Genomic DNA, 613 nt, shown 5'->3' with positions numbered 1-613 from the left:
GCATGATGAGGGCTTTTCCCCTATTGCTGAAGTTGGTATTAAGGTTAAATTAGCGACTAACCTTTCGCTTACTGGTGGTTATCAATTCATTCATAGCATTGGCAGTGGAGATGGGCTTCAAAATACTCTAGGACAATATGACAGCCATGCTTTGATGCTCGGTTTATCTTATTCATTTGGAGGAACAAGGATTGCAGCTATTGCGCCCGATGAGCTTTCTTCTAATGGAAACAATAGTTATAACACTTCGAATTCAATTCCAGTAATGGCTTCGACAACTAAATATAATGTGACTCCAAATAACTCAGTTGTAGAGGACCTCGAGAAAGTTATCGTTTTTGCACCAACATCATTTAGTTTTAAATTTAATGACGCATCGCCAAATAGTGTATTAAACATTGAAAAACTTGCTAAAGATGTATCTCACCTAAAGTTTAAAAAAATTCTAGTGTCAGGTTACGCAGATAGTACTGGTAACGAAGAATATAATCAGAAACTCTCCCTACAAAGAGCTCAAGCGATAGCTAATGTATTAATGGGTTTTGATATTCCAGCTTCCAAAATATCCGTTAAAGGTTATGGGGAGACCAATGATTTTGGGGATAACCAAACA

Annotated in this window: 1 protein-coding gene; it reads left to right on the top strand. The window is 37.0% G+C overall.

Annotated elements, in window-relative coordinates:
- A partial coding sequence (locus AB4298_RS21325) for an OmpA family protein (RefSeq protein ID WP_371988343.1) occupies window positions 1–613 on the top strand: 613 nt, incomplete at both ends.

Origin of the sequence: Shewanella sp. 10N.261.52.F9 (assembly GCF_041471165.1) — a bacterium.
Lineage (GTDB): Bacteria > Pseudomonadota > Gammaproteobacteria > Enterobacterales > Shewanellaceae > Shewanella > Shewanella marinintestina.
This window is presented reverse-complemented; position numbering and strand designations above follow the sequence as displayed.